A 23,585-nucleotide genomic window follows, 5' to 3' on the forward strand; every position below is an offset into this window, starting at 1 on the left:
CCGTCGCCGCGGCTGCCCGGACCGGCCCTCAGTCGAGCTTGCCGTGGCACTGCTTGTACTTCTTGCCGGAGCCACAGGGGCACGGCTCGTTGCGACCGATCTTCTGGTCATTGCGCTGGGGCTGCAAGGGCACCACGGTGTCCTCGCCCTGCTCGTCCTCGAGCACCTCGGGGTCGACCAGCGAAGGGGCCTCGGCGTGCTGGAACTGCATGCGCTCGGCCAGGGCCTCGGCCTCGCGGCGCATGCGCTCTTCTTCCTCGGCCGGATCTTCCCGGCGTACCTGGACGTGGGACAGCACGCGAATGGTGTCGCGCTTGATGCTGTCCAGCAGTTCCTGGAACAGGTTGAAGGACTCGCGCTTGTATTCCTGCTTGGGGTTCTTCTGGGCGTAGCCGCGCAGATGGATGCCGTGACGCAGGTGATCCATGGTGGTGAGGTGGTCTTTCCAGAGGTCGTCGACCACCCGCAGCAGCATCTGCTTCTCGAAGTTGCGCAGGGCTTCGCGACCGGCCATGTCTTCCTTTTCCAGGTAGGCGGCTTCGAGCTGTTCGAGGATCTTCACCCGCAGGGTGTCCTCGTACAGCTTGTCGTCTTCGTCCAGCCATTGGCCGATGGGCAGTTGCTGACCGAAGACGCTGTAGATCTCGGCTTCCAGGCCGGGAACGTCCCACTGTTCGGGCAGCGACTGCGGCGGGATGTGCTCGTTGACCACCTGGGTCAGGGTCTCCTCGCGGAAGCCCTTGATGGTGTCGCCGACGTCTTCGTTTTCCAACAGGGTGTCGCGCATGTGATAGATCACCTTGCGCTGCTCGTTGGCCACGTCATCGTATTCCAGCAGCTGCTTGCGGATATCGAAGTTGCGACCCTCGACCTTGCGCTGCGCCTTCTCGATGGCGTTGGTGACCATGCGGTGCTCGATGGCCTCGCCACCCTGCATGCCCAGGGCCTTCATAAAGTTCTTCACCCGGTCGGAGGCGAAGATGCGCATCAGGCTGTCTTCCAGCGACAGGTAGAAGCGGCTGGAACCCGGGTCGCCCTGGCGACCCGCACGACCGCGCAGCTGGTTGTCGATCCGGCGGGATTCGTGGCGCTCGGAGGCGATCACGTGCAGGCCGCCGGCATCGATGACCTGCTTGTGGCGCGCCTGCCAGGCGGCCTTGATCGCGGCGATCTGCTCCTCGGTGGGATTCTCCAGGGCCGCGACTTCCACTTCCCAGTTGCCGCCGAGCAGGATGTCGGTACCACGACCGGCCATGTTGGTGGCGATGGTCACGGCGCCCGGACGACCGGCCTGGGCGATGATCTCGGCTTCCCGTTCGTGGTACTTGGCGTTGAGCACCTTGTGCTCGATGCCGGCCTGGGTCAGCAGCTGGTCGACGTACTCGGAGCTCTCGATGGAGGCGGTACCCACCAGCACCGGACGGCCTTCGGCCTGGCACTGCTTCACGTCCTCGATGATGGCCTGGTACTTCTCGGCCTGGGTCAGATAGACCAGGTCGTTGAAGTCCTTACGGGCGATCTCGCGGTGGGTCGGGATCACCAGCACGTCGAGGTTGTAGATCTGGCGGAATTCGAAGGCCTCGGTGTCGGCGGTGCCGGTCATGCCACCGAGCTTGTTGTAGAGGCGGAAGTAGTTCTGGAAGGTGGTCGAGGCCAGGGTCTGGCTCTCGGGCTGGATCGGCAGTCCTTCCTTGGCCTCGATGGCCTGGTGCAGGCCTTCGGAGAGACGACGACCCGGCATGGTCCGGCCGGTGTGCTCGTCGATCAGCAGCACCTGGTCCTGCTGGACGATGTACTCGACGTTGCGATGGAACAGGGTGTGGGCGCGCAGGCCGGCGAATACGTGGGTCAAGAGGCCCAGGTTGTGCGCGGAGTAGAGGCTCTCGCCCTCGGCCAGCAGACCGGTCTCGGTGAGCATCTCCTCGATGAACTGGTGACCCAGCTCGGTGATCTCCACCTGGCGGGTCTTTTCATCGATGGTGTAGTGGCCGACCTGGGTCGGATTGCCTTCCTCTTCCTCGATGTGCTGTTGCAGACGCGGGATCAGCAGGTTGATCTTCTGGTAGAGCTCGGAGCTGTCTTCGGCCTGGCCGGAGATGATCAGCGGGGTCCGGGCTTCGTCGATGAGGATGGAGTCCACCTCGTCGACCACCGCGAAGTTCAGCTCGCGCTGGTACTTCTCGGCCATGCTGAAGGCCATGTTGTCGCGCAGGTAGTCGAAGCCGAATTCGTTGTTGGTGCCGTAGGTGATGTCCGAGGCATAGGCGGCGCGTTTCTCTTCCGGCGGCTGGAACGGCAGGATGATGCCGACCGACAGGCCGAGGAATTCGTACAGCGGCCGCATCCAGTTGGCGTCGCGGCGGGCCAGGTAGTCGTTCACCGTGACCACGTGGACGCCCTTGCCGGACAGCGCGTTGAGATAGACCGGCAGGGTGCCCACCAGGGTCTTGCCCTCACCGGTACGCATCTCGGCGATCTTGCCTTCGTGCAGCGCGGCGCCGCCGATCAGCTGGACGTCGAAGTGGCGCATGCCCATGACCCGCTTGCCGGCCTCGCGGACCACGGCGAAGGCCTCGGGCATCAGCACGTCGAGGGACTCGCCCTGCGCGACGCGCTGCTTGAATTCCTCGGTCTTGGCGCGCAGTTGCTCGTCGCTCAGGGAGGCAATCTGGGATTCCAACGCATTGGTGGCCACCACGACCTTGCCTAGGCGTTTGACATCTCGTTCGTTCTTGCTTCCAAAGAATTTCTTCAACAAAGGCGCAAACATATCGACTGGAATTCTTCCGCTGGAATGAGGGGAGCGAAACGGGCGGCAAGGCCTCTGCAGAGCCTGGCCAGACGCCTGGGCGCGGGGGTTGAAACCCGCGGTGTCCCGCGATGGTAATCGGGCATTCTACTCGGAAATGCCGATGAGGAAAGAACGACGGCCCCCTGGCCGCCAGGACGCCAGAGCGATCTGTTACCATCGGCGTCTCCTCTTCGCCCATCGCGAGTCCTGCGCATGGCCTTTCGCCCCCTCTCCGCCGTCGCTCCCGCCGCCCTGCTGCGCCAGGCCAAACCGCTCAAGGCGCTGTTTCGCGAGGCCGAGCGGCTGGGCCGGCTGCAACAGTTGCTGGAAGAGCAGCTGCAACCCGCCGCCCGACCTCATTGCCGGGTGGCCAGCTGGCGCGAGGGCACGCTGTTGCTGGTGGTCAACGACGCCCACTGGGCGACGCGACTGCGCTACCAGCAGCCGCGCCTACTGCGCTTCTTGCAGAAGGCACCGGAGTTCGCCGGGCTGACGCGCCTGCAATTCAAGATGCAGCCGAACCCTGGCGTCGCCACCCGTGTCCGGCCATTGCGCCAGGTCAGTCAGGTCGGCGCCGACAGCCTGCGCGAAGTCGCGGCCGGCATCCGCGACCCCAAGCTCAAGGCGGCCCTGGAGCGACTGGCCAGTCGTACCGGCCAGGCCACCGAGTAAGCCCCTAGGTCTTGGCCACCGCCCGCTCGAAGGCGGCGCGGATGCGCTCTTCCGGCAGGTCCATGCCGATCAGCACCACGCGGCTTTCGCGCTCCTCGTCCGGCGTCCAGTCGCGCTCCCAGTCGGCGGCATAGATCTGCTGCACGCCCTGGAACAGCAGGCGGCGCTCCTCGCCCGCGATGTTGAGCAGGCCCTTGTAGCGCAGCAGGTCGCAGCCGAGGGTGTCGAGCAGCATCTCCATCACCTTGCCGATCTTGTCCTGGTCGTAGGGGCGCGACTCGCGGATGGCGATGGACTGGATGCGCTCGGTGAGACTGACGGCTTCCGACACCGGTCGCAGCGGCCGGAACAGCGTCGGTGGCGCCAGGTCCTCGTCGTGCAGGTTGAAGCCGCGGATATCCAGCAACTCGGCCAGGTCGATGCGGCCATGGTCGACATGGCGGATAGGCGCGCGGCGGTTGATGCGCTGCAGGCGATTCTCCAGCGCTTCGACGGCGGCCGGCTCGGCCAGATCGAGCTTGGTCAGCAGCAGGCGATCGGCGAACCCGATCTGCGCCTGCAGCAGCGGATCGCTCAGTTGCTCGCTGGCGTGGACGGCGTCCACCAGGGTCAGCACCCCGTCGAGCAGATAGCGCTCGCGCAGGAGCTCGTCGGTAAAGAAGGTCTGGGCCACCGGACCGGGATCGGCGAGACCCGTGCACTCCACCACCAGCCGCTCGAAATCCAGCTCGCCGCTGTCCAGCCGCTCCAGCAGCACGGTAAGGGCATAGGCCAGGTCCTTGCTGCCGGTGCAGCAGACGCAGCCGTTGGCGACCTTCATCAGCTGCACGGCGCCGGCGTCTTCGAGCAGTTCGCCGTCGACGTCGAGGGCGCTGAATTCGTTTTCGATCACGGCGATCCTGAGGCCGTGCTCGGCCTGCAGGATGTGCTTGAGCAGGGTGGTCTTGCCGGCACCGAGAAAGCCGGTCAGGACGGTGACGGGAATAGGTTCACGCATGGAAAACTCCAGACAGAAAGAGGCCGGGCATGGAGCCCGGCCTTGGAACCTGCTCACGATCTCGCGAGCTAGAGCCAAGCAAGGCCTAGGCGGCCCCACGAAAAGGCCTGAGGAAGCGGATCGGACTCGCGCTCGAGTTTACGAGTGGTAAATGAGCATTCCGACTGGGCTGGCCTTCCAAGGCCTTTTCAACGCCGTTTGGCCGACGCGCAGCAGATCATGAACAGGTTCCAATGGAGACCCTGGGTCAGCAGCAGCGTATGGCGCCGGACTTGCCGCCACCGTAGCGCGCTTCCTGGCGCTCGCGGAAGAAGGCTTCGTAGCTCATCACCGGCTGGTCCGGATGCTTGCCGCGCATGTGCTCGACATAGGTGTCGTAGTCGGGCATGCCCACCAGCATCTTGGCGGCCTGCCCGAGGTATTTGCCCATGCGACCCAGGTCATTGAACATGAGAGTGCTCCTTTAGGAACCCGCTACCGGCTGGAAGGGGGTCTCGCGATCGCTGCGCTCGGGCTTGGCCAGGGCGGCGCGACCGACCTTGATGGAAAAGAACAGGATGCTCATCACCACCACCAGGAACAGCACCGACAGGGTGGCGTTGGTGTAGGCGTTGAAGACGATGTGCTGCATCTGTTCCATGCTCTTGGCCGGGGCGATCACCTGCCCCTGGGCCATGGCGGTGCTGTACTTCTTGGCCAGGGCCAGGAAGCCGACCGCCGGATTCGAATCGAACAGCTTGATCAGGCTGGCGGTGGTGGTGCAGATCAGCAGCCAGACGGCCGGTACCAGGGTGACCCAGATATAGCGCTGGCGCTTCATCTTGATCAGGACCACCGAGCCCAGCATCAGGGCGATACCGGCGAGCATCTGGTTGGAAATGCCGAACAGCGGCCAGAGGGTGTTGATGCCGCCCAGCGGATCGACCACGCCCTGGTACAGCAGCCAGCCCCAGAGGGCGACGCAACCGGCGGTGCCGATGACGTTGGCGGTCCAGGAGTCGGTCTTCTTCAGCGCAGGCACGAAGCTGCCCAGCAGGTCCTGCAGCATGAAGCGTCCGGCGCGGGTACCGGCATCCACCGCGGTGAGGATGAACAGCGCTTCGAACAGGATGGCGAAGTGGTACCAGAAGGCCATGGTGTTCTCGCCCGGCAGCACGTTGTGCATGATCTGGGCGATCCCCACCGCCAGCGTCGGAGCGCCACCGGCACGGGCCAGGATGGTGTGCTCGCCGATCTCGGTCGCAGTGGCCTGCAGCATCTCGGGCGTTACCACGAAGCCCCAGGTGCTGATCTTGGCAGCGACCGACACCACGTCGGCACCGACCACGGCGGCCGGGCTGTTCATGGCGAAGTAGACGCCCGGCTCGATCACCGAGGCGGCGACCATGGCCATGATGGCGACGAAGGATTCCATCAGCATGGCGCCGTAGCCGATGTAGCGGGCGTGGGTTTCCTTGGCGATCAGCTTGGGCGTGGTGCCCGAGCTGATCAGGGCATGGAAGCCGGACACCGCGCCGCAGGCGATGGTGATGAACAGGAAGGGGAACAGGGTGCCCTTCCACACCGGACCGGTGCCGTCGACGAACTGGGTCAGGGCCGGCATCTTGAGCGTCGGCATGGTCACCAGGATGCCGATGGCCAGGGCGATGATGGTGCCGATCTTGAGGAAGGTGGACAGGTAGTCACGCGGCGCCAGCACCAGCCAGATCGGCAGCACCGCGGCGACGAAGCCGTAGCCGATCAGCATCCAGGTGATCTGCACGCCGGTGAAGGTGAAGGCCGGACCCCACACCGGATCGGCGGCGACCACGCCACCGGCCCAGATGGAGGCCAGCAGCAGCACCACGCCGACCAGCGAGATCTCGCCGATGCGACCGGGGCGGATGTATCTCATGTAGACGCCCATGAACATGGCGATCGGCAGGGTGGCGATCACCGTGAACATGCCCCAGGGACTCTCGGCCAGGGCCTTGACCACGATCAGCGCCAGCACCGCGAGGATGATGATCATGATCAGGAAGCAGCCGAACAGGGCGATGGTGCCGGGGATGCGCCCCATCTCCTCGCGCACCATGTCGCCCAGGGAGCGACCGTTGCGGCGGGTGGAGAGGAACAGCACCACGAAATCCTGCACCGCCCCGGCGAAGACCACCCCGGCGATCAGCCAGAGGGTGCCGGGCAGATAGCCCATCTGGGCGGCGAGCACGGGACCGACCAGCGGACCGGCGCCGGCGATGGCGGCGAAGTGGTGGCCGAAGAGGATGTGCTTGTTGGTGGGGACGTAGTCCAGGCCGTCGTTGTTGAGGACGGCGGGCGTGGCTCTTTTGGCGTCGAGCCCCATCACCTTGGTGGCGATGAACAGGCTGTAGTAGCGGTAGGCAACGAGGTAGATCGCCACGGCGGCGACCACGATCCAGAGGGCGTTGATCGCTTCGCCTCGACTCAGCGCCACGGTACCCAGCGCGAAGGCGCCCAGTACGGCAACGGCGAACCAGGCAAGATGGCTGGCCATTCGGGTCATGCTTGTTCTCCTGCCGCGCACCAGTGGCCGCGGCGATACTTGTTATTGTGAGAGCCCACAGCGGAGCCATATTACTATCGGCGGCTCGACGCGACAGCGAAATTCGCAGAACTACCCAAGGCCCGCTACGTAGTTCTACGTAGCGGGCAGTCCGGACAGGTGCCGATGCAGCTCAAATACAAGATGGTTGCCCTCGGACTGCTGCCCCTGCTGCTGGCGGTGGCCGCGGTCTGCCTGGTGGTACTGGAACAGAGCCAGCGCCTGGGCGAGCAGCAGGCCCGGCTGCTCGAACACAGCATCCTCGGCAGCAAGAAGACCGAGTTGCGCAACTATGTGGAGATGGGCGTCAGCGCCATCCAGCCGCTGTACGGCAGCGGTCGCGACGACGAGGAGACCAAGGCCAGGGTACTGGCGCTGCTGGCCAGTCTGAACTTCGGCAGCGACGGCTATTTCTTCGTCTACGACCAGCATGGCCGCAATCTCATGCATCCACGCCAGCCCGAACTGGTCGGCCGGGATCTCTGGCAACTGACCGACGGTACCGGCCTGCTGGTGATCCAGGCGCTGCTCAGGAGCGCCCGGGAAGGCGATGGCTTCCAGCGCTATGGCTGGCAGAAGCCCTCCAGCGGGCAGATGGCGGAAAAGCTCGCCTACGTGACCCAGCTGCAACGCTGGGGCTGGGTGCTGGGCACCGGCCTCTACCTGGACGACGTGGACGCCGCCCTCGCCCAGGTCCGCCACGACGTGGCCGCCGGCATCCGCACCACCCTGCTGGCCAGCGCCGGGGTGGCCCTGGTGGCGGTGCTGCTGGTGTTCGCCGGCGGCCTGACGCTCAACGTCAGCGAGCACCGCCTGGCCGATCGCAAGCTCAAGCAGCTGACCCAGAGACTCATCACCTCCCAGGAAGAGGAAAGGTCGCGGCTGTCGCGCGAGTTGCATGACGGCATCAGCCAGTTGCTGGTGTCCATCAAGTTCCAGTTCGAACTGGCCAGCCGCGAACTGGGCGCGGGCAAGTCCGGCGCCGGCGAGACCCTGCGCGAGGGCACCCAGCGCCTGGCCGCCGCCATCGGCGAGATCCGCCGCATCTCCCACGACCTGCACCCTTCCCTGCTGGACACCCTCGGCCTGCCTGCCGCGCTCGGCCAGCTGGTGGAGGAATTCCGCCAACGCAGCGGCCTGGACGTGGACTATCGGCAGACCCTGGACGACAGTCCCGCCGGCGGCGACATGGACGTCGCCCTGTTTCGCATCGTCCAGGAGGCGCTGACCAACATCGAGCGCCACGCCGCGGCCCGGCGCGTGGTCATCGACCTGCAACGCCGCGGTCGCTGGATCTGCCTGACTGTGCACGACGACGGCCGCGGTTTCGATACCGGCCAGGTGGAGCGCCTCAGCGGCGGCATCGGCCTGCGCAACATCCGCGAGCGGGTGGAGCTGTTCGGGGGTCGCTGCGCCATCCAGTCCGGACCCGGCGGCACGACCCTCGACGTGGTTCTGCTACGCTCGGACCTCCCGGCCGACGAGGAAAGCCCGACATGACGCCCATCCGCATCCTCCTGGTCGACGACCATGCCCTGGTCCGCGCCGGCGTGCGGGCGCTGCTGGGAACCATCGAGCGCTTCGTCGTGGTCGGCGAGGCCGGCAGCGGCGCGGAGGCCCTCGACCTGCTGGCGCGCCTCGATCCGGACATCCTGCTGGTGGACATCGGCCTCAAGGACATCAATGGCCTGGAGCTGACCGCCCTGATCGCCGAGCGCGCACCCCGCGCCCGGGTACTGATCCTGAGCATGTACGACAATCGCGAGTACGTAAGCACCTCGCTGCGGGTTGGCGCGGCCGGCTATGTACTCAAGGATGCACCCTCGGAGGAGATCATCGCTGCGGTGGAAGCCCTGGCGGTCGGCGGCCGCTTCTACAGCAGCGCCATCGCCGCCCGCCTGGGCGAAGGGGGCGCCAGCGAGGGCGACCTCACGCCGCGGGAACGCCAGGTGTTGCTGCTGATGGCCCAGGGTCTCAACAACAAGACCATGGCCCAGCAACTGGGGCTCAGCGTGCGCACGGTGGAGACCCATCGCCTGAGCATCCGCCGCAAGCTGGACATCCAGAAGCCGGCCGACCTGGTCCGCCATGCGCGCGAGTACGGCTGGCGCCCCGAGGGCACGTCCAGCGTCTGACCAAGGCCACTGCTCGCATCCTGGCGACCAATGAGCCCTCTCGCTGTGGCTCCGCTGGCCGCAGCCGGCTACCCTTCCAGGCGCAGTCGATACGGGACGGCCACGGTCGTCTACAGTGATCAGGAAACCTCAGGAAGCCTTTCCATGAACGACACCAACGAGCGTCGCCGCTTTACCCGCTTCACCTTCGATGCCCCTGCGCAGTTGCACCAGGGTGAGCACAAGTGGGCAGCGCCCGTCGACGACATCTCGCTCAAGGGCGTGCTGCTGGCGCGGCCCGCCGACTGGTCGGCCCAGCCAAGCGCCACCTATGAACTGCGCGTCCTGCTGAACGACGAGGCCCAGGTGACCATGGGCGTGGAGCTGGTGCGGGAAACTCCCGAGCAGCTGGCCTTCGCCTGTCGCCAGATCGACTTGGATTCCATCAGCCACCTGCGCCGCCTGGTGGAGCTGAACCTGGGCGACGAGACCCTGCTGGAGCGCGAGCTGGCGGCGCTGGGCACGCCCTGAGCGACCTGGGTGGGTTGGGTTGAGCGAAAGCGAAGCCCAACAGGGCAAGCTCAGCCCTGGCTTTTGGGCTTCGACGATGAAGCCGTCTCAACCCAACCTACACGGTAGCCTCGTAGGTTGGGTTGAGCGAAAACGAAGTCCAACGGGGTTTAGAACTCCAGGTGCAGACCCACCACCAGGCGCGCGTCGTGGGTGTCTTCGCCCTCTTCCCGCGCCATGGCGGCGGTATTGCCGTGGGTGGCGTTCCAGGACACCCCGACATAGGGCGCGACCTCCGGGGTCACCTGGTATCTCAGGCGCAAGCCTGCCTCGCTTTCGGCAAAGCCGGCGCCCTGGCCGCGGGACTCGTCGTTGCGACCGTAGAAGTTGAGCTCGGTATGGGGCTGGAGGATCAGCCGCTGGGTCAGGGCCCAGTCGTATTCGGCCTCCAGGCGCAGGGCGGTCTGGCTGTTCTCGCCGAAGAAGGCGGTGATCTCGATATCGAGATCCTCGGGATCGTGCTCCTGGATGCCAAGGGCCGCCCAGGTCTGTGGCGAGCCGGGTTTGAAATCCTGGCGGATGCCGGCCACGCTGCCCCAGCCCTTGGCCAGGCTGTGCCCCCAGAGCGCCTGCACCTCGGCTTGCTCGGTGTGGCCGTTGGTACGCTCGCCCTGGCTGCGGAAATCCAGGCGATTGGCACCACCGCCCAGCGCCCAGCCCTCCAGATCCCAATTGAAGACGCTGCCTTCGTCGGCATGCTGCCACTCCAGCTGGTCCACCTCCAGGCTGGCCGGGGCGGAGCTGCTGGGATCGGCGGCCTGGACCAGGCCACTGGTGGCAAGGGTGGCAAGGCCGGCAAGGAACAGGGAAAGCGGGAGCAGACGAGGCATGGCGGGTATCCGGGTTCGTGGAAGCGCCTGATAGACCACCCTGCCCCGCCGAGAGTTTTAAAAAATATTACAAATGCTGCCCAGGGCTATTCGAAGAGCGCATCCAGCGCCTGCTCGAGGCGGGTCACCGCGACTACCTGCAGACCGGGCGGCGGATCCTTGGGAGCATTGCCCTTGGGTACGATGGCACGCTTGAAGCCATGCTTGGCGGCTTCCTTGAGGCGCTCCTGGCCACTGGGCACCGGGCGGATCTCGCCGGACAGGCCGATCTCGCCGAACACCAGCAGGTCGTGCGGCAGGGCGCGGTCTCTCAGGCTGGAGATCACCGCCGACATCAGCGCCAGATCCACCGCCGTCTCCAGCACCTTGACCCCACCGACCACGTTGATGAAGACGTCCTGGTCGTAGGTGGGAATGCTGCCATGGCGGTGCAGCACCGCCAGCAGCATGGCCAGGCGATTCTGGTCGAGGCCCACGGTGACCCGGCGCGGATTGGCCAGGTGACTGGTGTCCACCAGGGCCTGCACCTCTACCAGCATCGGCCGCGAGCCCTCCCAGGTCGCCATGACCACGCTGCCGGCCACCGCTTCCTGGGCACGGTTGAGAAAGATCGCCGAGGGGTTGGAGACCTCTTTGAGGCCCTTGTCGGTCATGCCGAACACGCCCAGTTCGTTGACCGCGCCGAAGCGGTTCTTGACCGCTCGCAGCATGCGCAGACGGCCGTCGGACTCGCCCTCGAAATAGAGCACGGTGTCGACCATGTGCTCGAGCACCCGCGGCCCGGCCAGGGCGCCTTCCTTGGTGACATGGCCGACCAGGAAGATGGCGGTGCCGGTCTGCTTGGCGAATCTCACCAGCAGCGCCGCGCTCTCGCGTACCTGGGCGACGCCGCCGGGAGCGGACTGCAGCTGTTCGGTGAAGATGGTCTGGATGGAGTCGATCACCATGACCCGCGGCTTTTCCTGGCGGGCGGTGGCGACGATGGTCTCGATGCAGGTCTCGGTCATGACCTTGAGCTTGTCTTCCGGCAGCCCCAGGCGGCGGGCGCGCATGGCCACCTGCTGCTGGGATTCCTCGCCGGTGACATAGAGCGCCGGCATGCGCGCCGCCAGGTGGCAGAGGGTCTGCAGCAGGATGGTGGACTTGCCGATGCCGGGATCGCCGCCGATCAGCACCACGGAGCCATCCACCAGGCCGCCCCCCAACACCCGGTCGAGTTCGGTGGAGTCGGTGGTGAAGCGCGGGGTCTCCTCGACGCTGACCTCGGCCAGGGTCTTGATGGTCGCCTGCGCCCCGGCCCAGCCGGCGCGACCGGAAGGGACGGCGGAGGTCTCGACGACGGTTTCCACCAGGGTGTTCCAGGCACCGCACTCGCCGCACTGACCCGCCCACTTGGGAAAGGTGGCGCCGCATTCGGTGCAGCCGTAGAGACGCTTGGCCTTGGCCATGGCGAAGTTCTCCAGTCGAGAAAGGAAGATTCCCAGCATATCACGACTGGATGCATAGACAGTAAAAAGGCGCGATCCCGGGGGAGCGCGCCTCTCTCAAAAGCGGGCTTGAGCCTTAGTTGCCCTCGCCACCCGGCTGACGCAGCATGGTCAGGGCCTGGTTGGCCTGGGCAATGCACTTCTTCTCGTCGCCGGCCTTCTGTGCCTCCATGGCGCTCTTGCGGAAACCGGCGATCTGCTGGGCCTGGGAACTGCCCGGGCCGATCATGTTGGTCTTCATCTTGCTGGCATCGTCCAGCTTCTGCAGCTGGACCGCGCACAGATCCTTGGCGAATACGGGTGCAGCGGCGAACATCATCAGGGCGATCAGGGCGGTACGCTTCATGGGGACATCCTCGTTGGGAGGGCCAGGTAGGCCGGATAAACCTCGCTCACCCGGCGAAATTCGCCTGGGGTACCCCATTGACCGCCAGGTACCGCTGGTCGTTCAGCGCCTGGTCATCAGTGTCTGCCGCGAGGTTCTGGCGCTAGTGCTTGAGCGTCGACACCATCTCCACGTCGCCCCGTAGCCAGACCGGCAATGCCTGCTGCCAGCGCTCCTGTTCGAGCAGCTGCAGGTTGGCCAGCAGGCGGCTGTATTCGGCGAATTCGAGTTGTACGCGACGGCGCTGGGCTGCCACGGCCGCCTTGGTGATCCACAGGTGCCACTGCTGGTACATCGCCACTTCGTCGGTCATCGGTCCTCTCCTGGGAGGCCATGATGGCAACGCCGGCGGCCCTTGCCAATCGCATAAACGTGGGCTCGGCACCAAGGGCCGAGCCCGGCACGGCTAGGACGGGTATTTCAGCTGTTGAGCGATCTTGTCCTTGAGCAGGACCCGTTCGCGCCGCAGGCGACCCAGTTCCTCGTCGCCGCTGGATTCTTCCACCTCCTCCAGATCGAGGATCTGCTGGTCGAGCTTGGCGTAGTCTTCCAGCAGCTTGGCAAAGGCCGCATCGGTCTGGGGACGGCTGTCCAGCTGCTCGGCGTATTCGGGAAAGTCTTTGTGCAGGTCGTGTTTGGCAACCATCAGGGGCTCCTTGGGGGCGAGAAGTGGAAGTCGCGAGGGTTGCAGCCCTCGGCGTACAAGGGTGGACCCGGCCCCTTCGACAAAGTGCGACAGCCACGACCAGCTGCCGATTTCGCGGCGATTTGCCGCTGCCGGGGAACCTCAGGACCGCTCGCAGGGTTCCAAACCCGAGCGAAGCGAGCACAATCGTCTATCGTCTCTTCGAAACCATCCAAAGGAGTGCAGCATGAGCATCATTGCCGAGTTCAAGAAATTCGCCATGAGAGGCAACGTGGTCGACCTGGCGGTCGGCATCATCCTGGGCGCGGCTTTCGGCAAGATCGTGTCGTCCTTTGTGGCCGACATCATCACGCCGCCACTGGGCCTGTTGCTGGGGGGCGTGGATTTCTCGCAGCTGGCGATCACCCTGCGCGCGGCCATGGGCGACCAGCCGGCGGTGGTGATGTCCTATGGCAAGTTCCTGCAGACCATCTTCGACTTCGTGATCATCGCCTTCGCCATCTTCATGGCGATCAAGGTGCTCAACCGCCTGCGTCTGCATCAGGAGGCCGCCCCGTCCGGTCCGACCAAGGATCAGGTGCTGCTGACCGAGATCCGTGATCTGCTGAAGGAGCAGAACAGCCAGCCGACGGTGGCCCCTGTGGTGAAGCAGGAACCGCCGGTCAACCCGCTGTAAGCCTTTCAAAGGCGGCTGCGCGTCGGCCAACCTGCGTTGAAAATGGCCTGGGTCGCCAGCCCGGTCGGAATGCTCATTTACGACTTGTAAACTCCGCTTCCTCAGCCATTTTCGACTTGTTTGACTCTAGCTCGCAGCCTTTGAACAGGCTTACACAACGCCCGCCTCGCTAGGAGGCGGGTCGCTCCAGGCGGATCCAGCCGATCCGCCGATCCTTGACCGACTCCACCGTCAGCTGCCAGCCCTGGTATTCCAGGCGATCGCCGGCCACCGGCAGGCGCCCCAGCAGGTCCACCACCAGGCCGCCGAGGGTTTGGTAGTCCTCGTTTTCGGCGATCTGGAAGCCGGTGCGCTGCGCCAGGGGATGCAGCGTCAGGCCACCGCTGGCGCGATAGCCGTTTTCCACCTTTTCCAGCTCCGGCAGGCTGTCCTCGCTGGCATCCGGCAGTTCGCCGGCGATGGCCTCGAGAATGTCGGTCAGGGTCAGCAAACCTTCGAAGCCGCCGAACTCGTTGACCACAAAGGCCACGTGGGTCGAGGCCGCACGCAGTTGCTCCAGGGCGCTGAGCACCGAGGCCTGGGCTGGCAGATGGATGGGTGTACGTACGCGATTGCGCAGGTCGGGGGTCTGCCCCTGCAGGATGTCGGTGAACAACTCCTTCTTGTGCACGTAGCCCAGGGGTTCATCGATGTTGCCGTTGACCACCAGCGGCAGGCGCGAGTGGGCCGAGGCCAGCAGCTGCTCGCGCAGGCGTTCCGGGGCGGCGTCGGCATCGAGGATGTCGACGTCGGCGCGGGCGGTCATCACCGTACGCACCGGGCGCTCGCCCAGTTGCAGCACACCACTGATCATCAGCCGCTCGCGGCGATCGAAGATCGGGCCTTCGCCCTTCTCGCCGTCCATCAGCTCGGCGATGTCCTCGTCCACCTCGTCTTCGCGCAGGCGACCGCCCAGCAGGCGCAGCACGGCCTGGGAGGTCCGCTCGCGCATGCCGAGGCGCTCGTGCAACTGGCGCTTGCGCTTCCAGCGCACCACCTGGTTGGCCAGCTCGATGAGGATCGAGAAGCCGATGGCGGCATAGAGATAGCCCTTGGGAATGTGGAATCCCAGGCCTTCGGCGGTCAGGCTCAGACCGATCATCATCAGGAAGCCCAGGCACAGCATGATCACCGTGGGGTGGGCGTTGACGAAGGCGGTCAGCGGCTTGCTCGCCACCAGCATCAGGCCGATGGAGATGATCACGGCGATCATCATCACGCTCAGGTGCTCGACCATGCCCACGGCGGTGATGACGGCGTCCAGCGAGAACACGGCGTCGAGCACCACGATCTGCGCGACCACCGGCCAGAAGGCCGCGTAGGCGCGATTGCCCCCGGTCTTGTGGGTATGGCCCTCGATCCGTTCGTGCAACTCGGTGGTGGCCTTGAACAGCAGGAAGATACCGCCGAACAGCATGATGAGGTCACGACCGGAGAAGGCCTTGCCGAAGACCTCGAACAGCGGTTCGGTGAGGGTCACCATCCAGGAAATGCTGGCCAGCAGGCCCAGGCGCATGATCAGCGCCAGCGACAGGCCGATCACCCGCGCCCTGTCACGCTGCGCGGGCGGCAGCTTGTCGGCGAGGATGGCGATGAAGACCAGGTTGTCGATGCCCAGGACGATTTCCAGGACGATCAGGGTGAGCAGTCCCAACCAGGCGGTGGGATCGGCGATCCATTCCATCAGCAGCGGACCTCCGTCTGAAGGGGCCGAACGGCCACGGAGGGGATAAGGCGGGAGGGGGTGTCAGCCGCACCTGGCACAGGGGCCGGGGGCGGCTCGGATCTGTCACTGCTCATCGGAACTCGAAAGGTAGCCTTGGAAATTCCGATCCTAGAGCAAGGCGGGCCCAAAACTAAAGGCCCAACCTTTTCCAATTGTGAAGAAAACGTAAAGAAGCCGCTGCGCCGGGTGTGGTGTTTTAGAAGTACACGCAAAAATCGCCGTCAAAATTGTGCAGTGACTTCTGAAACGCCGCACCCTATCTACCAGTAGTTCTCCACCGCCACCTGGCCGGGTCGGCGACTCAGGGCCAGTTGCAGATCGCGGGTCTTGAGCAACTGGCGGGTGTCGTCGACCATCTCCGGATTGCCGCAGATGAGGATGCGCGAGTGCTCGGGCGAGAGTTCGACGCCAGCGGCGCGTTCCAGCTCGCCGTTCTCGATCAGGGTGGTGATGCGGCCACGCAGGGCGCCGGGATGCTCCTCGCGAGTGACCACGGGGACATAGACCAGGCGGTCGGTGAGGCCTTCGAGGTGTTCCACCTCGCCGTAACCGCGGATGACGGCCTGGTAGGCCAGGTCGCGGGCTTCGCGCACGCTGTAGACCAGCACGATGCGCTCGAAGCGCTCCCAGGTGTCGGGTTCCTGCAGCATCGACAGGAAGGGCGCCAGACCGGTGCCGGTGGCCAGCAGCCAGAGGTCGCGACCGCCGCCGAATCTCTCCAGGGTGAGATAGCCGTAGGGCTGCTTTTCCACCAGCAGTTCGTCGCCCTCGCGCAGGCGGCTCAGCTCGCTGGTGAAGGCGCCGCCCGGCACCACGATGGAAAAGAATTCGAGGAAGTCGTCGTGGGGTGCCGAGACCATGGAGTAGGCCCGCCAGACGATGTCGCCATCGGCCTTGCGCACGCCCAGCCGGGCGAACTGGCCGGCGCGAAAGCGATAGCGCGGGTCGCGGGTGGTCCTCAGGCTGAAGAGGTTATCGCTCCAGGGCCAGACGGCGGTGATCGTCTCGCGGGTGAACTTGTCTTCGGTGGCGGTCATACTGGCCTCTTTTTCCCGATTGCCTGGCGCCATTGTCCCGCAGTGAGCCGCCGATAAACACCGACAGAAACCATGCCTTCTCTCGTCTCGCCCTTCGCCACCCTCGAACTCGACCGCCAGCCACCACGCCGCGACGATCCCCTGCAGGCCTTCGACGCCGCCGACGAATACCTGCTGCAACAGGTCGCGGAGGATGGCCTGGACCCCGCCGCCCGGGTGCTGGTGCTCAACGACGGCTTCGGCGCCCTGGCCGCCAGCCTCGCCGCCCATGCCCGGGTGACCTCCAGTGGCGACTCGCACCTGGCGGCCCTGGCGCTGGTAGCCAACCTGGCGCGCAACGGCCTTGCCGCCGAGGCGGTGACCTTCGTCCCGGCCAGCGAGGCGACCAGCGGTCCCTTCGATCTGGTGCTGATACGGGTGCCCAAGACCCTGGCCTTGCTGGAGGAACAACTGATCCGCCTGCACGGCCAGCTGGCGCCCGGTGCGCGGGTGATCGCCGCCGGCATGCTCAAGCACCTGCCCCGCGCCGCTGGCGATCTGCTGGAGCGGCATATCGGTCCGGTGCAGGCGTCGCTGGCGGTGAAGAAGGCGCGGCTGCTGACCGCCACGCCCGAGGCGCGACCAGCGGTGACCTCGCCCTACCCGACTGGTTATCGCCTGGAGGCACCGCCGCTGACCCTGGTCAACCACGCCAACGTCTTTTGCCGCGAGGGTCTGGATATCGGCACCCGTGCCTTCCTCCCGCACCTGCCTCAGCAACTGGGCCAGGCCCGGGTAGCCGATCTCGGTTGCGGCAACGGCGTGCTGGCACTGGCCTGTGGCCTGGCCAATCCGGAGGCGCAATTCACCCTGGTGGATGAGTCCTACATGGCAGTGCAGTCGGCACGGGAGAACTGGACCGCGGCCTTCGGCGACCGGCCGGTGGCGATCCGCGCGGCCGACGGCCTGGCCGACCAGCCGCCGCGGTCGCTGGACCTGATCCTCTGCAACCCGCCGTTCCACCAGCAGCAGGTGGTGGGTGACTTCCTCGCCTGGCGCATGTTCCAGCAGGCGCGAGCGGCGCTGACCGAGCAGGGCGAACTCTGGCTGGTGGGCAATCGCCACCTGGGTTACCACGCCAAGCTCAAGCGGCTGTTCAAGCGCGTCGAACAGATCGCGGCCACCCCGAAATTCGTGGTGCTCAGGGCGGTCCAACCTCTCTGACATCCACCCCGGAGCGAGAGCTGCCCGCGTGCCTTCCCTGCCCCTCGATCTCCACTACATCGCCCTGGTCCTCGAACTGATCGGCATCAGCGCGGCGATCCACGCCATCATCACGGTGCGTACCGCCCAGGGCGCCATGGCCTGGGCCATGGCGCTGGTGTTCATGCCCTTCCTCAGCTTGATCCCCTATCTGGTCTTTGGCCGGCGGCGCTTCGACAGCTATGTGAAGGCGCGGCGCCAGGCCGACGAGGAGATGGCGCGGCAGGCCGCCGAGCTGGACTGGCGGCCCTGGATCGCCGAGGCCATGGCCGCCCAGCAGTGCAGCGCGGCCAATCGCAAGCTCAGGGCCATGACCGCCCTCACCGGTACCCCCTGCGTCGCCAACAACCAGGTGCGCCTGCTGATCAACGGCGAGGAAACCTTCGCCGCCATCCTCACGGCCATCCGCGGTGCGCAGAAGGTGGTGCTGGTGCAGTTCTTCATCATCCACGACGACGCCCTCGGCCTGGCCCTGCAGAACACCCTGCTCGACCGGGCCCGCGCCGGGGTCCAGGTCTTTCTGCTGTACGACGCCATCGGCAGCCATGCCCTGCCGCGCGCCTATGTGGAAAAGCTGCGCGAGGCCGGTTGCGAGGTGAAGGGCTTCAGCAACAGACGCGGGCTGATCAACCGTTTCCAGGTCAACTTCCGCAATCACCGCAAGATCGTCATCGTCGATGGCGAGGTGGGCTTTACCGGCGGGCTCAACGTCGGCGACGAATACATGGGCCTCAAGCCGCCCCTGGCGCCCTGGCGCGATACCCACCTGGAATTGCGCGGCCCGGCCCTGGCCACCCTGCAGGAGACCTTCGCCCAGGACTGGTACTGGGTCACCCGGCGGCTGCCCACCCTGCTGCTGCCGGAACGCTACGAAGAGGGCGGTGTGCTCTGCCAGGTGGTGCCCAGCGGGCCGGCGGACGACCAGGAGACCTGCTCGCTGTTCTTTGTCGAGGCCATCCACTCGGCGCGCCACCGGGTCTGGATCACCACGCCCTATTTCATCCCTGACGAAGCCGTTTCGGCCGCGCTGCGCCTGGCTGCCCTGCGCGGGGTCGACGTGCGCATCCTGCTGCCCTCGCGACCGGACCACAAGGTGGTCTATGCCGCCTCCTACCTCTATGCCTTCGAAGCGGTACATGCCGGGGTGCGGGTGTTCCGCTACGGACCGGGCTTCCTGCACCAGAAGGTGGTGCTGATCGACGAGGACGTGGCCGCGGTGGGCAGCGCCAACCTGGACAACCGCTCCTTCCGCCTCAACTTCGAGGTCATGGTGATGGTGATGGACGTCGCCTTCGCCTGGGAGGTGCGCAAGATGCTGGAACAGGACTTCAGTCGCTCCCGCGAACTCACCCCCGAGGACAACACCGCCCTGCGCCGCTGGCGGCGGGTGGCCATGCGGGTGGCGCGGGTGTTCTCGCCGGTGCTCTAGGGCCTCGGAACCCGCTCTGCGACGGCTCGGTCCGATAGCTCATGGCGCCACGCCCGGAGCGCCCCGCGCCCCCGGAGTCGCCTGCCATGCCATTCTTTTCGCCCCTGCGTTGCGTCTGCCTGCTGGCAGGTGGTCTGGCTCTTACGGCCACCGCCGCGCCGCGCAGCGTACCCTCCATCGAAAGCGAAGACGCCGCCCTGGGCAGCGTGGAGGTCAGCGAAAACTCCGGGCGCTTCCATCCGCAACTGGGCATGGACGTGCGCAACGGCGACTTCTCCCGCGGCAACTACGATGACGACGCGGCCAGCCTCGACCGCATCCCCTTGCACCTGCAGGCGGGCTTCGCGCTGGATCTGCACCAGGGAAGCGACGGCGTGGCCGATGCCTGGCTGGTGTTCAGCAGCAGCAACGGCCTGCACAGCCCGTCCAGCGAGGAACGGGTCAGCCCGCGACGCTGGTACGAGAGCAACAACCTGGTGGGCCTGGTGGTGTCACCGGCCGAGGGTCTGAGGATCGGCTTCGTCTACACGGTCAAGAGCAGCCCCAACGACGTCGCCGCCACCACGCAAGAGGCCAGCCTGACCCTGGCCTACCAGGCCGATACGGGCCTGGGTGCCTGGCGCCCGGGACTGGCGGTGACCACCCGCACCCAGGGTGACAGCGGTCTCTACACCCAGGGCAGCCTGGAACCAGGCCTGGATCTCTCGGCCAGCGGCCTGCGTCTGAGCTTCCCCAGCGCCCTGGGGGTGGGCTGGAACGGCTTCTATGGAGCGGACTCCGGCGACCGCCTCTATGCGCGCACCGGCCTGGCTCTGGAGCAGCCCTTTCGCTGGGGCGAGACGCGCTGGAGCGCTCGCGCCGAAGCCCTGGCGCTCTATCGCGACGGCGCCCTGCGCAACTTGAGCGGTCCGGAGGGCGAGACCGACGGCGTGGTGCCCCAGGTGACCCTCAGTCTATCCATGGCCTATTAGAAGCCGTTCACGATCTCGCGAGCTAGAGCCAAACAAGGCCTAGGCGGCCCCGCGATAAGGCCTGAGGAAGCGGACCGGGCTCACGCTCGAGTTTACTTGTCGTAAATGCGCATTCCGGCGGGGCTGGCCTTCCAGGGGCTTTTCAACGCCGTTTGGCCAACGCGCAGCAGATCGTGAATAGCTTCTTAGCCCAGCGGCGCCACGCCCAGCCCTTCCACCAGGGTCTCCAGGGCGCGCAGGCCGGCGACCGAGTTGCCGTAGCTGTCCAGCCGGGGCGACCAGACGCAGATGCTCATCTGCCCGGGCACGATGGCGACGATGCCACCCCCTACCCCGCTCTTGCCCGGCAGGCCGACGCGCCAGGCGAAGTCGCCCGCCGCATCGTAGAGGCCGCAGGTCAGCAGCAGGGCGTTGAGCTGGCGGGTCTGCTGGGGCGTCACCACGACCTGGCCATCCTGGGGATTGACCCCGCCATTGGCGAGAAAGGCGAAGGCGCGGGCCACGTCGACGCAACTCATGGCCAGGGCGCAGCCATGGAAATAGACGTCGAGGACGTCATCGACCTCGCTATGGAGATTGCCGTAGGCCTTCATCAGATAGGCCAGGGCGGCGTTGCGCGCCTTGTGCTCCATCTCCGAGCGGGCCACGCGGTCGTCGAAGTTGATCGCCGGATTGCCGGCCAGGCGCCGCGCCTGTTCGCGCATCATCCAGTGGATCGACATGATGCGCGACACCAGCAATTCGCAGACCTGCACGGCGCCGGCGTTGATGAAGGGATTGCGTGGCACGCCCTTCTCTTCTTCCAGCTGCGCCATGGAATTGAAGGCATGGCCGGAGGGCTCGCGGCCGACGCGGGTCCAGATGTCCGGCTCGTCCAGGCGCTGCATGGCGATCACCAGGTTGAGTACCTTGGAGATGGACTGGATGGAAAAGGCCGTGTCGGCCGCCCCGGCGCGCCAGACCTGGCCCTTGACGTCGCAGACGGCGATGCCGAACTGATCCGGTGCCACTTCGGCCAGGGCCGGGATGTAGTCGGCCACCGCGCCTTCGCCGAAATGGCGCGGCGCGGCGGCGGCGATACGGTCGAGCAGGGGTTGCAGCGGCTGGCGGTCGAAGGGCTCTGCCATGACGATTCCGAAACGGGCGGGGGCGCCAAGTGTAGGGGCCGCGGCGGCCTCAGGCGAGCCCCAGGCGCGGCTGCAGCGGCAGGCGGATCTCGAACCGGGCGCCACACCCAGCGCCGGTGCTCAGGTCCAGGCGGCCACCCTGGTTTGCCACTGCGCGACGGCTGATGGCCAGGCCCAGGCCGAAGCCGCCGGTGGCGCGGTCGCGACTGCGATCCAGGCGATAGAAGGGCTCGAAGACCCGTTCGCGCTCCACCGCGGGAATGCCTTCGCCGTCGTCCTCGACAGCGATCAGCAGCTCTTCGCCGTCGCCGCGGACCGTTACCCAGACCTCGCGCTGGCCATAGCGCAGGGCGTTGCCGAGCAGATTCTGCAGGGCACGGGCGGTGAGGCGAGGCGCCAGCTCCACTCGCCTGGGCGCCTGCGTCACGTCCAGGTGCACCTCGAGTCCGCGGCGCTCCTGCTCCTCGGCGAAGTCGGCCAGCACGCTGTCGAGAAAGGCCTCGAGTTCCAGATTCAGGCGTTCGGGCGGCTGCTGGCTGCTCTGCAGGCGGGCGAAGGACAGCAATTCGTCGACCAGGGCATCCAGTTCGCGAACGTGACGCACCAGTTGCTCCAGCTGCCGCTGGGTCTCGGCGGGCAGCGGATCGGCCTGCAGCAGCGCCAGGCCGAATTCCAGACGCGACAGCGGTGTGCGCAATTCATGGGAGACGGCGTTGAGCAGGTCGCGCTGCTGGACGATCAGCGCCTCCAGCTCCTGGGCCATGTCATCGAAGGCCCGCGCTACCTCGCCGATGTCCGAGCGCGGCGAGATGGCGGTGCGTTCGCCCAGATGGCCCTTGCCCAGGCGCGCCGCGGTACGCCGCAGCCGTTCCAGGTCACGCCAGTGCGGTCTCAGCCAGACGTAGAGACAGACCAGCAGCGCGGCGCCGATCAGGGCGTTCATGGCCCAGTAGGTCAGGGCGATGTCGGTGGGCGCCTCGGGGATGCCGACCCAGAGCACCTGAGCCGCCGGCAGCGGCACCAGGGCCGCGCTGGGCTCGCCATAGTCGCCCAGGCGCACCTGCCGCTCGCCGGCTTCGAGCGCCCTGCGCTCGGCAACGGTGAAGACCGGATCCTCGAGCGCGACCAGGCGCAGGGTGATGGGCGCCAGATCCGTGGCCAGTTCCTGCTGCACCGCCGGCCAGCGCTCCGGCGGCGTGGTGACGAAGGCGCGCTGCGCCAGGCTGAGCGGGCCGTGCAACTGCTCCAGGGCGTAGCGGCTGTAACGCTCGTCGAACACCCTGATCAGCGCCTCGGGCACCAGGTAGCTGGCGGCCCCGTAGGTCACCAGCAGGATGAGGTAGAGGCGGACGAGGATCTTGAGCATCAAGTGTGGTGCCTCAGAAGTTCGCGCAAGAATTGGCGAGTGATTTTTGCTTATGGGCTAGGCGCCGCGACGAGTCATAGCAGGGCTATGGCGAGGAGGGGCAACGACGCTCAGAATCAAAAAGCGCCGCCAAAATTGTGCAGTTAACTTCTGAGACACCACACTAGTCCCACTCGGCCCGGGAGAGCAGATAGCCCTTGCCCCAGACGGTCTTGATCCGCCGGGCTTCGCCGGGATGCTCCTCGAAACGCCGGCGCAGCTTGGAGATGGCCACGTCCACCGAGCGGTCGACGCCGTTGAATTCGATGCCGCGCAATTGCTGGATCAGCTGGTCGCGACTGAGTACCTCGCCGGCATGGCGCATGAGGATCGCCAGCAGGTTGAATTCGGTGGACGACACCTCCACCAGCTGGTCGCGCCACCAGACCTGACGCTCGCCCGGCAGCAGTTGCAGCTGACCGATCGTCAGGCGGTCATCGGCGGGCGCCTCGACCAGCTGGCAGCGGCGCAGCAGGGTACGGATGCGTGCCAGCAGCACCCGCGGTTCGCAGGGCTTGCTGACGTAGTCGTCGGCGCCGATCTCCAGCCCCAGCACCTGGTCGTGGCTGTCGTCCAGGGCGGTGAGCATCAGGATCGGCAGGCTCGGCTGGGTCGCGCGCAGCTGGCGACAGACCTGCAGGCCGTCCAGCCCGGGCAGCATGACGTCGAGCACCACCAGCTGTGGGCGCAGTCGCTGCACCGCGGCCAGGGCTTCGTCGCCGCGACCGATCACCGTCACGGCATAGCCCTGGCGGCCCAGGTAGGTGGCGATGAGCTCGGCCAGGGCGGTGTCGTCTTCGACGATGAGCAAGGGGATCACGGCAGGTCTTCGTGGCGGGAAAGTGCCGAGCATAGCCGAGCCCCGGGCGGACGGGCGCAAG

The 23,585-nt window shown here is 66.3% G+C and carries 22 protein-coding genes; 8 read left to right on the plus strand and 14 right to left on the minus strand.

Annotated features, from left to right (window positions below; translation table 11 throughout):
• Nucleotides 1-28 precede the first annotated feature (28 nt).
• On the minus strand, nucleotides 29-2,770 hold the full coding sequence (gene secA, locus PVZ72_RS23545; protein ID WP_187981174.1) for a preprotein translocase subunit SecA: 2,742 nt from the start codon (nucleotides 2,768-2,770) through the stop codon (nucleotides 29-31).
• A gap of 234 nt (nucleotides 2,771-3,004) precedes the next feature.
• Between secA and PVZ72_RS23550 the strand changes: the two genes are divergently transcribed.
• The gene (locus tag PVZ72_RS23550) at nucleotides 3,005-3,463 is read left to right on the plus strand and encodes a DUF721 domain-containing protein (protein WP_187981173.1); all 459 of its coding nucleotides are present in this window, start codon (nucleotides 3,005-3,007) and stop codon (nucleotides 3,461-3,463) included.
• 4 nt (nucleotides 3,464-3,467) lie between these two features.
• Here PVZ72_RS23550 and yjiA read toward each other — a convergent pair whose 3' ends face one another.
• The 3 genes from yjiA to PVZ72_RS23565 all read right to left on the minus strand — a co-directional run bounded on the left by yjiA (nucleotide 3,468) and on the right by PVZ72_RS23565 (nucleotide 6,981).
• Nucleotides 3,468-4,460, minus strand: a complete 993-nt coding sequence (gene yjiA / locus PVZ72_RS23555) for a GTPase (protein ID WP_187981172.1) — start codon at nucleotides 4,458-4,460, stop codon at nucleotides 3,468-3,470.
• A 247-nt stretch (nucleotides 4,461-4,707) separates the two neighbouring features.
• Nucleotides 4,708-4,911 (minus strand): YbdD/YjiX family protein, encoded by a 204-nt coding sequence (locus PVZ72_RS23560; protein WP_007162682.1) that lies wholly within the window; start codon nucleotides 4,909-4,911, stop codon nucleotides 4,708-4,710.
• Nucleotides 4,912-4,923: 12 nt separating this feature from the next.
• On the minus strand, nucleotides 4,924-6,981 hold the full coding sequence (locus tag PVZ72_RS23565; protein ID WP_273863138.1) for a carbon starvation CstA family protein: 2,058 nt from the start codon (nucleotides 6,979-6,981) through the stop codon (nucleotides 4,924-4,926).
• Nucleotides 6,982-7,146: 165 nt separating this feature from the next.
• On the opposite strand from PVZ72_RS23565, the gene PVZ72_RS23570 reads away from it, so the two are divergent.
• The 3 genes from PVZ72_RS23570 to PVZ72_RS23580 all read left to right on the plus strand — a co-directional run bounded on the left by PVZ72_RS23570 (nucleotide 7,147) and on the right by PVZ72_RS23580 (nucleotide 9,665).
• Complete coding sequence (locus PVZ72_RS23570; RefSeq protein WP_273863139.1) at nucleotides 7,147-8,520, plus strand: cache domain-containing protein; 1,374 nt, start codon at nucleotides 7,147-7,149, stop codon at nucleotides 8,518-8,520.
• Entirely contained in the window at nucleotides 8,517-9,155 is a 639-nt protein-coding gene (locus tag PVZ72_RS23575) for a response regulator (protein WP_187981170.1), read from the plus strand. The genes PVZ72_RS23570 and PVZ72_RS23575 overlap by 4 nt, the downstream gene beginning before the upstream one ends.
• A gap of 144 nt (nucleotides 9,156-9,299) precedes the next feature.
• Entirely contained in the window at nucleotides 9,300-9,665 is a 366-nt protein-coding gene (locus PVZ72_RS23580; protein WP_273863140.1) for a PilZ domain-containing protein, read from the plus strand.
• Nucleotides 9,666-9,814: 149 nt separating this feature from the next.
• On the opposite strand, the gene PVZ72_RS23585 is transcribed toward PVZ72_RS23580, so the two are convergent.
• The 5 genes from PVZ72_RS23585 to PVZ72_RS23605 all read right to left on the minus strand — a co-directional run bounded on the left by PVZ72_RS23585 (nucleotide 9,815) and on the right by PVZ72_RS23605 (nucleotide 13,052).
• Nucleotides 9,815-10,534 carry a copper resistance protein B gene (locus PVZ72_RS23585; RefSeq protein ID WP_273863141.1) on the minus strand — a complete coding sequence of 240 codons (720 nt, stop codon included), beginning with the start codon at nucleotides 10,532-10,534 and terminating at the stop codon, nucleotides 9,815-9,817.
• An 86-nt stretch (nucleotides 10,535-10,620) separates the two neighbouring features.
• Nucleotides 10,621-11,982, minus strand: coding sequence for a DNA repair protein RadA (radA, locus tag PVZ72_RS23590; RefSeq protein WP_017639095.1), 1,362 nt, complete (start codon nucleotides 11,980-11,982; stop codon nucleotides 10,621-10,623).
• Between the two features lie 115 nt (nucleotides 11,983-12,097).
• Nucleotides 12,098-12,367, minus strand: a complete 270-nt coding sequence (locus PVZ72_RS23595) for a hypothetical protein (RefSeq protein WP_187981168.1) — start codon at nucleotides 12,365-12,367, stop codon at nucleotides 12,098-12,100.
• Nucleotides 12,368-12,509: 142 nt separating this feature from the next.
• The gene (locus PVZ72_RS23600; RefSeq protein WP_273863142.1) at nucleotides 12,510-12,719 is read right to left on the minus strand and encodes a hypothetical protein; all 210 of its coding nucleotides are present in this window, start codon (nucleotides 12,717-12,719) and stop codon (nucleotides 12,510-12,512) included.
• 93 nt (nucleotides 12,720-12,812) lie between these two features.
• A complete protein-coding gene (locus tag PVZ72_RS23605) occupies nucleotides 12,813-13,052 on the minus strand; it encodes a YdcH family protein (protein WP_007162691.1) in 240 nt (79 codons plus the stop codon).
• Nucleotides 13,053-13,278: 226 nt separating this feature from the next.
• On the opposite strand from PVZ72_RS23605, the gene mscL reads away from it, so the two are divergent.
• Complete coding sequence (gene mscL, locus PVZ72_RS23610; protein WP_187981166.1) at nucleotides 13,279-13,728, plus strand: large-conductance mechanosensitive channel protein MscL; 450 nt, start codon at nucleotides 13,279-13,281, stop codon at nucleotides 13,726-13,728.
• Nucleotides 13,729-13,897: 169 nt separating this feature from the next.
• Here the strand turns inward: mscL and PVZ72_RS23615 are convergent, their stop codons facing one another.
• Together PVZ72_RS23615 and PVZ72_RS23620 are read right to left on the minus strand one after the other, a co-directional pair.
• Nucleotides 13,898-15,451, minus strand: coding sequence for a TerC family protein (locus PVZ72_RS23615; RefSeq protein ID WP_187981165.1), 1,554 nt, complete (start codon nucleotides 15,449-15,451; stop codon nucleotides 13,898-13,900).
• A 302-nt stretch (nucleotides 15,452-15,753) separates the two neighbouring features.
• Nucleotides 15,754-16,530, minus strand: coding sequence for a ferredoxin--NADP reductase (locus PVZ72_RS23620; RefSeq protein ID WP_187981164.1), 777 nt, complete (start codon nucleotides 16,528-16,530; stop codon nucleotides 15,754-15,756).
• 72 nt (nucleotides 16,531-16,602) lie between these two features.
• On the opposite strand from PVZ72_RS23620, the gene PVZ72_RS23625 reads away from it, so the two are divergent.
• The 3 genes from PVZ72_RS23625 (at nucleotide 16,603) to PVZ72_RS23635 (ending at nucleotide 20,172) form a co-directional block, all read left to right on the plus strand.
• Nucleotides 16,603-17,733 (plus strand): methyltransferase, encoded by a 1,131-nt coding sequence (locus PVZ72_RS23625; protein ID WP_273863143.1) that lies wholly within the window; start codon nucleotides 16,603-16,605, stop codon nucleotides 17,731-17,733.
• Nucleotides 17,734-17,761: 28 nt separating this feature from the next.
• On the plus strand, nucleotides 17,762-19,201 hold the full coding sequence (cls, locus tag PVZ72_RS23630) for a cardiolipin synthase (RefSeq protein WP_273863144.1): 1,440 nt from the start codon (nucleotides 17,762-17,764) through the stop codon (nucleotides 19,199-19,201).
• Nucleotides 19,202-19,287: 86 nt separating this feature from the next.
• The gene (locus PVZ72_RS23635) at nucleotides 19,288-20,172 is read left to right on the plus strand and encodes a hypothetical protein (protein ID WP_273863145.1); all 885 of its coding nucleotides are present in this window, start codon (nucleotides 19,288-19,290) and stop codon (nucleotides 20,170-20,172) included.
• 185 nt (nucleotides 20,173-20,357) lie between these two features.
• On the opposite strand, the gene glsB is transcribed toward PVZ72_RS23635, so the two are convergent.
• The 3 genes from glsB to PVZ72_RS23650 form a co-directional block, all read right to left on the minus strand.
• Complete coding sequence (gene glsB / locus PVZ72_RS23640) at nucleotides 20,358-21,272, minus strand: glutaminase B (RefSeq protein ID WP_443218262.1); 915 nt, start codon at nucleotides 21,270-21,272, stop codon at nucleotides 20,358-20,360.
• Between the two features lie 76 nt (nucleotides 21,273-21,348).
• The gene (locus PVZ72_RS23645) at nucleotides 21,349-22,665 is read right to left on the minus strand and encodes an ATP-binding protein (protein ID WP_273863147.1); all 1,317 of its coding nucleotides are present in this window, start codon (nucleotides 22,663-22,665) and stop codon (nucleotides 21,349-21,351) included.
• A 163-nt stretch (nucleotides 22,666-22,828) separates the two neighbouring features.
• Entirely contained in the window at nucleotides 22,829-23,557 is a 729-nt protein-coding gene (locus PVZ72_RS23650) for a response regulator (RefSeq protein ID WP_405046220.1), read from the minus strand.
• Nucleotides 23,558-23,585 lie beyond the last annotated feature (28 nt).

It is taken from the genome of Pseudomonas sp. LA5 (assembly GCF_028640825.1).
Taxonomy (GTDB): Bacteria; Pseudomonadota; Gammaproteobacteria; order Pseudomonadales; family Pseudomonadaceae; genus Chryseomonas; species Chryseomonas aestiva.

Excerpts from the sequence above, each read along its gene's own strand:
- secA (WP_187981174.1), bottom strand. The coding sequence starts at position 2,770 with ATGTTTGCGCCTTTGTTGAAGAAATTCTTTGGAAGCAAGAACGAACGA.
- PVZ72_RS23550 (WP_187981173.1), top strand. The coding sequence starts at position 3,005 with ATGGCCTTTCGCCCCCTCTCCGCCGTCGCTCCCGCCGCCCTGCTGCGC.
- yjiA (WP_187981172.1), bottom strand. The coding sequence starts at position 4,460 with ATGCGTGAACCTATTCCCGTCACCGTCCTGACCGGCTTTCTCGGTGCC.
- PVZ72_RS23560 (WP_007162682.1), bottom strand. The coding sequence starts at position 4,911 with ATGTTCAATGACCTGGGTCGCATGGGCAAATACCTCGGGCAGGCCGCC.
- PVZ72_RS23565 (WP_273863138.1), bottom strand. The coding sequence starts at position 6,981 with ATGACCCGAATGGCCAGCCATCTTGCCTGGTTCGCCGTTGCCGTACTG.
- PVZ72_RS23570 (WP_273863139.1), top strand. The coding sequence starts at position 7,147 with ATGCAGCTCAAATACAAGATGGTTGCCCTCGGACTGCTGCCCCTGCTG.
- PVZ72_RS23575 (WP_187981170.1), top strand. The coding sequence starts at position 8,517 with ATGACGCCCATCCGCATCCTCCTGGTCGACGACCATGCCCTGGTCCGC.
- PVZ72_RS23580 (WP_273863140.1), top strand. The coding sequence starts at position 9,300 with ATGAACGACACCAACGAGCGTCGCCGCTTTACCCGCTTCACCTTCGAT.
- PVZ72_RS23585 (WP_273863141.1), bottom strand. The coding sequence starts at position 10,534 with ATGCCTCGTCTGCTCCCGCTTTCCCTGTTCCTTGCCGGCCTTGCCACC.
- radA (WP_017639095.1), bottom strand. The coding sequence starts at position 11,982 with ATGGCCAAGGCCAAGCGTCTCTACGGCTGCACCGAATGCGGCGCCACC.
- PVZ72_RS23595 (WP_187981168.1), bottom strand. The coding sequence starts at position 12,367 with ATGAAGCGTACCGCCCTGATCGCCCTGATGATGTTCGCCGCTGCACCC.
- PVZ72_RS23600 (WP_273863142.1), bottom strand. The coding sequence starts at position 12,719 with ATGACCGACGAAGTGGCGATGTACCAGCAGTGGCACCTGTGGATCACC.
- PVZ72_RS23605 (WP_007162691.1), bottom strand. The coding sequence starts at position 13,052 with ATGGTTGCCAAACACGACCTGCACAAAGACTTTCCCGAATACGCCGAG.
- mscL (WP_187981166.1), top strand. The coding sequence starts at position 13,279 with ATGAGCATCATTGCCGAGTTCAAGAAATTCGCCATGAGAGGCAACGTG.
- PVZ72_RS23615 (WP_187981165.1), bottom strand. The coding sequence starts at position 15,451 with ATGGAATGGATCGCCGATCCCACCGCCTGGTTGGGACTGCTCACCCTG.
- PVZ72_RS23620 (WP_187981164.1), bottom strand. The coding sequence starts at position 16,530 with ATGACCGCCACCGAAGACAAGTTCACCCGCGAGACGATCACCGCCGTC.
- PVZ72_RS23625 (WP_273863143.1), top strand. The coding sequence starts at position 16,603 with ATGCCTTCTCTCGTCTCGCCCTTCGCCACCCTCGAACTCGACCGCCAG.
- PVZ72_RS23635 (WP_273863145.1), top strand. The coding sequence starts at position 19,288 with ATGCCATTCTTTTCGCCCCTGCGTTGCGTCTGCCTGCTGGCAGGTGGT.
- PVZ72_RS23645 (WP_273863147.1), bottom strand. The coding sequence starts at position 22,665 with ATGCTCAAGATCCTCGTCCGCCTCTACCTCATCCTGCTGGTGACCTAC.
- PVZ72_RS23650 (WP_405046220.1), bottom strand. The coding sequence starts at position 23,557 with ATGCTCGGCACTTTCCCGCCACGAAGACCTGCCGTGATCCCCTTGCTC.